We start from the raw sequence: 6359 nt of genomic DNA, 5'->3' as shown, positions 1-6359 counted from the left end.
GAGTCGTGGCATGTCCAACGAGATGGTGGCTTCCTGGGTGTGGTGGGGGTCGAGGTTCACGACCACCAGAACCGTGTCCGTGCCCTCGCGCTTGCTGTAGGCGATCACGGAGTCGTTGTCGGCCTGGTGGAAGTGGATGTTCCGGAGCCGGCGCAGTGCGGGGTGTTCCCGCCGGATCCTGTTCAGCGAACCGATGAGCGGTGCGAGGGATGTGCCCGCCCGCTCGGCGGATTCCCAGTCCCGCGGCCGTAGCTGGTATTTCTCCGAGTCGAGATAGTCCTCGGTACCGGCTCTCGCCGCGGTGTTCTCGCACAGCTCGTATCCCGCGTACATCCCCCAGGTGGGCGAGAGTGTCGCCGCCAGCACGGCCCGGATCTCGAACGCGGGCCGGCCGCCGTGCTGCAGGAACTCCGGGAGGATGTCGGGGGTGTTGACGAAGAAGTTGGGCCGCATATGGGCCGCCGCGTCACCGGACAGTTCGGTGAGGTATTCGGTCAGTTCCTCTTTGGTGTTGCGCCAGGTGAAGTATGTATAGGACTGCTGAAAACCGATCGCGCCGAGCGTGTGCATCATCGCCGGGCGGGTGAACGCCTCGGCCAGGAAGATCACATCGGGATCGGTGCGATTGATCTCCCCGATCACCTCTTCCCAGAACATGACCGGCTTCGTATGCGGATTGTCCACGCGGAAGATGCGCACCCCGTGACTCATCCAGAACCGCAGAATGCCGAGGGTCTCCTCGACCAGGCCCGGCATGTCCTCGTCGAAGGCGATCGGATAGATGTCCTGGTACTTCTTCGGCGGGTTCTCCGCATAGGCGATCGTGCCGTCCGCGCGGTGCTGGAACCATTCCGGGTGCTTCTCCACCCACAGGTGGTCGGGTGAGCACTGGAGCGCGAAATCGAGGGCGACTTCGAGGTGCAGGGAGGTCGCGGTGCGTACGAACGCGTCGAAGTCGTCGATCGTGCCGAGATCGGGGTGAATGGCGTCGTGCCCGCCCTCCGGTGACCCGATCGCCCAGGGGACGCCGACATCCTCGCGGTTCGCCGAGAGGTTGTTGTTGGGCCCCTTGCGGAAGGTCGTACCGATGGGGTGGATCGGTGGCAGATAGACGACGTCGAAGCCCATCCCGGCGATCGCGGGCAGCCGCCGGGCCGCCGTCGCGAACGTACCGCTGACCGGTGGTTTCCCGGGCTCGACCACCGCGCCCTCCGAGCGCGGGAAGAACTCGTACCAGGAACCGAACAGCGCCCGCTCCCGCTCCACCAAAAGGGGGAGCGGGTCCGAATGGGTGATCCGCTCCCGCAGGGGGTGCCCGGCGAGTGCCGTGTCCACGTCCGGGGTCAGGGCGGCGGCAAGACGCGCGGACGGGGGCCGGTCGTCGTCGCGAAGGGCGTCCGCGGCGGCCAGGACCGCCGCTCGGCCGGCGTCGCGCGGCACTCCGGAGGCGGCCCGCTCGTACAACTCGGCGCCTTCCTCCAGCACCAGGCCCACATCGATGCCGGCCGGGACCTTTATGCGGGCCGACCGGCGCCAGGCGGACACCGGGTCCGACCACGCCTCCACCCAGTAGGTCCACTCGCCCACCGCCGTGGGCGTGACATCGGCGCCCCAGCGGTCCGTACCGGGGGCCAGCTCCCGCAGGGGAGTCCACGGGCCGGTGCGCCCGTCGGGGCCGCACAGCACGACGTTCGCGGCGACCACGTCGTGGCCCTCGCCGAACAGGGTGGCGCTGACCTGGAAGGTCTCGCCCACCACCGCCTTCGTGGGGCGGTTGCCGCGGTCGACGGCCGGACGGACGTCGACGACGGGGACGCGGCCGATCTGAACGACGGTCGTGCGGCCGACTGGGGGGATGCGGCCGCCGGCCGGGTTCTCGGTCATGTGATTCATCTCCGTCGTCGATGTCCTGGTCCAGGTCCGTGGTCGCCCACGGGTCGGAGGGCTCTTTCCTAGGTCGCGGGGCTCACCGCGAGCTGGTCGGGATGCCCCGGAAGCGCGCCGATCGGCGGGCTGTGACCGGCCCGTTCGCGGCGCCGGGCCGAAGTGGCCGACAAGTAGCGTTCGGCTGCGTGCACGGCCTCACGTGCGCAGCGTTTGCCCATGAGGACGCAGAGCGTGTAGCCCGTGTCCTCGAAACTGCCTCGCGCGCCGTGGTCGGCGGGGGCCGCGAGCATCATGCGTTCCCAGGCCCGGTACAGCTCCAGCAGCCTGGCGACCTCGTCCTTGGCAGGCAGCAGCATCTCACTGGTCACCTTCCATTCCCTCGGATGCGCACGGTTCGCCCGGATGTGCGTGATGACCGTGCACGCGGAGGTATCGACCGACTACGGCGGCCGACACCCTCACTCATGGTGCACGCGCGGCCACTCAACGTCCTGTTGTCGTTTCAACGACATTGGTCCGCCGCTCGGGTTGCACGAATGGAGTACCGCTCGCACTCTGGGAATGACTCAGAAGCGATCACTGCTCACGCTCTGCATTCAGAGCTCGGCCCCCACCGGGGCGAGGAGGAGCGAGAGCTTCGCCGGTTGCCGGTGAGGAGCCAACGACGATGAAGACCGTAGTCCCCTGCTACTACCACCTCGACGTGGAGGTCAGTCCGGAGCGGGTCGATCAGGTCAGGCGCATTCTGGCCGCCCACCTCCGGTACTGGAACCTGGAGAACCTCGTCGAGCCCGTCTGTCACTGCGCGGAGCTGCTGCTGCGGACGATCGACGCGCACGCGACGGACAAGAACACCACGCTTGAGATGTGGTGGAACGGCCAGCACCTCATCACCGCGATCGCGGACATCGACGGGAAGTCCCACCCGGAGGCCGCGACGCGGGGCTGGCTGGCGCACGTCGCCGCGCTGAGCGACGGCTGGGGGTGCTGTGCCACGGGCAGTGGCGGACGGATCGTCTGGTTCTCCCGCCGGGCCCGCGCCATGGAACGCTCCCCGCTGGTCCCGACCGCCCCCGCGCCCAGCCTGCGCGAATCCCGGCGCACGCCCCGCGAACTGCCCGTTCCGGCCCTGGCGGCTCCTGCGCCCGAAGGGCCGCTCGTGGGCGCGGCGACGGAGTGACGGCGGCTCAGTCACGACGGGCGAGTGACGACGGTCGAGTGACGACAGACCGTTCGGCCCGCGACCGCCCAGGCGGTCGCGGGCCGAACGGTCTGTTCCGCAGGGCCCGGCCGACCGGATGCCGTAGGTACGGCGTCCGGTCGGCCGTGGACCCGGTCAGGCGATCCGGGCCTCCCCGTACGGGACCAGCCGGACCGGCCCCAGCAGCCCGTATGCCGCCCGGGCCAGACCGCCGTACACCGCGGGGTCGCTGACGCGCAGGCGGTTGGCGAGCGGGGTGGCCACCTCGACCTCGATGGTGTTCGTGCCGCGTTCGAGCAGGTCGCCGAGGTCCACCACGGGGTGGATCTGGTCGACCGGGTCGAGCCGGTGGCCGTTGACCGTCACCCGGCAGGTGTCCGTGACCGAGCCCAGCTCAAGACGCGCGCCGTGTCCGCCGGTCCAGCCGCGGCCGAGGGTGAAGGTGGTGCGGTAGCGGCCGATGCCGGAGACGTCCGCCAGCTCGGGGATCTGCGACCAGGGCACCAGCGCGTCCAGCGTCACCTCGTGCTCGACGACAGTCGTTCTGGTGGCCGAGGCACCCGGCCGCCAGTCCTGGACACGCAGGTTCCACGACGTCAGTTCCGTCGGCTCCGGGATGTCCTTCAGCGTGGCGCTGACGGCGCGTCCCTTGGAGAGCGAGGTCCGGTACGTACCCGCCGCCGTGGCACGCACGGTGAGACCGGCGTCGGTGAAGCGCACCTCCTCGGCCTCACTGTCGACGGCGTACGGGCGGGAGCCGTTGCGGTCACCGAAGAGCCCCGGCCTGCCGATCGCCACGATCAGGGTCTCCGCGGGCTGCAGCGTCACCCGTACGGTCACCGCGTCGCCGTCCTCCGTGTAGCGGGCGACGCGCTCCGCCTTCCCGGTCCACGGGTCCAGCAGGTACGGCACACCCTTGGCCGTGGTGCGGCGCAGGGTGACCTCGTGGTCGATCGCGGCGACCGCCGGCTTGACCGTCTCGGCGTGCTTGCCGTTGCACAGGTAGTAGTAGTCGACCCCGTCGGCCACCCGGTGGGCGTTGAGAAGCGTCGAGGCGTTCGCGTACGTGACGTCGGGCCGCACTCCGAGCGAGGTGAGCGCGTCGCCGACCAGGGTCTTGTCGGTGACCGTGCGGACCAGCGGCCGGGCCAGCAACTCCTTCACCACGGAACGCAGTTCTTCGCTCTCGCCGGTGTCCGGGACGCCGGGCGGCACCACCGTGTCCCAGGCGCCGAGCAGCACGATCGGCAGTCCGGCGCGGCTGAACCGCAGCAGGGCGCGCGCGTCCCGCAGGGCGAGCGTCACCGTGGACCCGTAGAAGAAGTCGCCCTCGACGAACAGGGCCTTGTACGCGGGGCCGTCCGGTGCGAGCCGTCCCTTGCGCACGACGGCGGACGGCAGGTCGAGGAGCGGGCCGCTGAGGAACTGGTGGCTCCAGCCGAGCGTGATGCCCGTCGAGGTGAACCAGGACGCGCCGATGCCGGTGGCCGTGTAGCCGGTCTGCCGGAACACCGCCACGTCCGCCCTGGCCTTGCCGGTCTGCAGCACCTGGTGGACCCGGCCGAGGTAGCCGGAGACGTCCGGGACGTGCTTCCAGGTGGGATGCCGGGGACCCCAGGACTCGCCGTACCCGGCCACACCCTTGTACGGGGTGAAGGCCGCGTATCCCGGCCAGTTGACGCCGGGGAACTCGGCGTAGGAGAAGCCGTGGACGACCGTCTGGTTGACTCCGGCGGCGTAGGCGCCGCCCATCGTGCGCAGGAACTTCTGCCATGTGGTGCTGTACGCGCCGCCCGTGTACGCGCCCGCCTCGCACGAGAGCACCGTGTGCCCCGCCATGTCACGGCCGCCGGCCAGGCAGCGGTAGTCGTCGAGGTTCTTGAAGCCCAGCGACTCACCTTCCGCGATGTCGAGGATCGCGGCCGTGGCGATGGCGTCGGTCTGCAACCCGTAGGGCTGGGACCGCAGTTGGAGTCCGAGCGAGTGCGCCCAGGTGCGCAGCGCCGTGACGTGGTGCTTGTTGAAGAGGGTGGAGACCGTCTCCCAGAAGTCGTGCCGGATCTGGCGGGTGACGGCGGCCTCGAAGGCGTACACCTGGTTGCTGTTGTCCAGGACCAGGGCGGGCAGCAGCGGCAGCAGGGAGCGTCCGGTGTGCTCGCGGAACGCGTCGGGCAGGGCTGATGTCCACTGCAGTCCGTCGGTCTCCAGCTCGATGGAGTCCTCGAAAAGCGCGCCGCCGGACACCTTCAGCAGCCGGCGGACGGACTTCGTGAGGATGTGCTTCTCCCAGAAGTCGGTCACCGCGCGCGTGCCCGCCGCGCTGAAGTGGTCGACGACGTAGGCGGGCGGGTCGGTGTGCGGTCCCGCCTCCGGGGTCTGGCCGGAGCCGCGCACCCAGTACGAGATCACCACCCAGGTGCCGTCGTCGGGCGCGGTCCAGTCCAGGGCGCCGTCGGCGACGGTGGAGGTGAGATCGCGGACCGAGTCCAGGTCGAGGCCGGTCTCCTTGCGGGTGGAGTTCGCGGTGTTCACCCGGGCGGCCTGGACGAGGAGCAGCCGCTGCGCGGTGACGCCCGACGCGGCCTCGTGCACGGGCTTCGGGACGGGGCCGGAGAACGTGGCGCCCGGGGCCAGGGTGGCCGCTCCGTGGGCGAGTTCCTTGACGGCCGCGTCGCTGTCGGGGGTGATGCCGGGTACGGCGGCGGGCCAGCTGGGCCCGACGGTGAGATCCACGGTGAGACCGCGCCGGGCGGCCTGGCTCAGCGCGGCCTCGACTCCCGCGACCCAGGCGGCGGTTCCCCAGCCGTGGCGGGCCGTGTCCAGGGAGGAGGTGTCGCTGACGCTGTGGTGGACGGCGGCTATCTCGGCGCCGCCGAAGCCCGCGTCGGCGATCTGGTCGATCTCGCGTCTGATCTCGTCCGGCTGCACCAGAGCGTCGGGCCACCACCAGCGGAACTTCGGGCGCACCGCGCGGCCCGGCTCGGCGAAACGCAGGGAGGAGGAGCCGGTGGCTCCCGCGGTGGCGGTCCGGGCCGCGGCCGAGGCGCTGCCGGGCGCCGCCCAGTCGACGACGCCGGCGGCGGCAGCCGTGGCCGCCGCCGCGGCGAGGACGGTACGGCGCGGGAGACCCGCCCGTGGAACTGCGGTGTGGTCGTTCATGGTTCTTGTCCACTCTTGGAGCTTGAGGCTTGGAGGGCAGCACAAAGAGGACCCCCTGAAGGGCCCGGGGGAGTTGAAACGTTTTAATCGCTGCGACGCTGCGAAAGTAAGT

General features: G+C 70.4%; 4 protein-coding genes. 1 reads left to right on the top strand and 3 read right to left on the bottom strand.

The window, feature by feature from the left end; all coding sequences use genetic code 11:
- The coding region (locus tag C6Y14_RS16295) for an alpha-1,4-glucan--maltose-1-phosphate maltosyltransferase (RefSeq protein ID WP_199854748.1) at positions 1-1884 on the bottom strand (1884 nt) is incomplete at its 3' end.
- Between the two features lie 68 nt (positions 1885-1952).
- Positions 1953-2243: a DUF5133 domain-containing protein gene (locus C6Y14_RS16290; RefSeq protein ID WP_107017425.1), complete on the bottom strand. Its 291-nt coding sequence runs from the start codon at positions 2241-2243 to the stop codon at positions 1953-1955.
- A gap of 311 nt (positions 2244-2554) precedes the next feature.
- On the opposite strand from C6Y14_RS16290, the gene C6Y14_RS16285 reads away from it, so the two are divergent.
- Positions 2555-3067, top strand: a complete 513-nt coding sequence (locus C6Y14_RS16285; protein ID WP_107017368.1) for a pep a2 — start codon at positions 2555-2557, stop codon at positions 3065-3067.
- A 156-nt stretch (positions 3068-3223) separates the two neighbouring features.
- On the opposite strand, the gene C6Y14_RS16280 is transcribed toward C6Y14_RS16285, so the two are convergent.
- On the bottom strand, positions 3224-6247 hold the full coding sequence (locus tag C6Y14_RS16280; RefSeq protein WP_107017367.1) for a glycosyl hydrolase: 3024 nt from the start codon (positions 6245-6247) through the stop codon (positions 3224-3226).
- Between the last annotated feature and the right edge of the window lie 112 nt (positions 6248-6359).

Source organism: Streptomyces dioscori, from assembly GCF_003024195.1.
Classification (GTDB): Bacteria; Actinomycetota; Actinomycetes; order Streptomycetales; family Streptomycetaceae; genus Streptomyces; species Streptomyces dioscori.
Note: the sequence above shows the minus strand (reverse complement) of the source record. Positions and strands in the feature narration are given on the sequence as shown.